At 42.9% G+C, this 685-nt stretch carries 1 protein-coding gene; it reads left to right on the plus strand.

All coding sequences use genetic code 11. The features are described 5' to 3' along the window. The coding region (locus ACI7RC_RS27770) for an IS3 family transposase (protein ID WP_408111388.1) at nucleotides 1–643 on the plus strand (643 nt) is incomplete at its 5' end. Nucleotides 644–685 lie beyond the last annotated feature (42 nt).

Consider the following 685-nt stretch of genomic DNA (forward strand, 5'->3'; position numbering starts at 1 on the left):
TATGAACCACAAAAAGATTCGTCGATTAATGCGTAAATATAAACTTACAGCTACGATCCGACGAGCCAATCCCTATCGCAAAATGGCGAAAGCTACACAAGAGCACCAGACATGCCCTAATCTGTTAAATCGCCAGTTTGACCAAGGCGAGCCAGAGAAAGTACTACTCACGGATATTACCTACATGCACTACGGTAATGGACAATGTGCTTACCTCTCGGTAATCAAAGATGGAACGACAAAACAGATTCTAGCCCACTATCTTTCCTCTTCCTTAGAGCTTTCATTGGTGGAGCGTACACTAGAGAATCTCCTTGAACGACTTGATGGCAATATTCATCCAGATGCCATTCTTCACTCTGATCAAGGCATGCACTATACACATCCTAGATTCCGTCTCCTCGTTAGGGAAGCAGGTTTCAAGCAGTCAATGTCCCGCAAGGGAAACTGCTGGGATAATGCTTCGATGGAATCGTTTTTTGGACATATGAAGGATGATCTGGATTACAAGGAGTGCCAGACGATACAAGAGTTAAGGGCCCAAATCGACGACTATATCACGTATTACAATTCGGGGCGCTACCAATGGTCATTAAAAAAGATGACTCCTGATGAATTCAGAAGCCATCTTTTAATTGCCTAGCAGGACTTTTTTTAAACTGTCTACATTTAAGGTCACAGTTCA

It is taken from the genome of Brevibacillus sp. B_LB10_24, from assembly GCF_046036945.1.
Lineage (GTDB): Bacteria > Bacillota > Bacilli > Brevibacillales > Brevibacillaceae > Brevibacillus_C.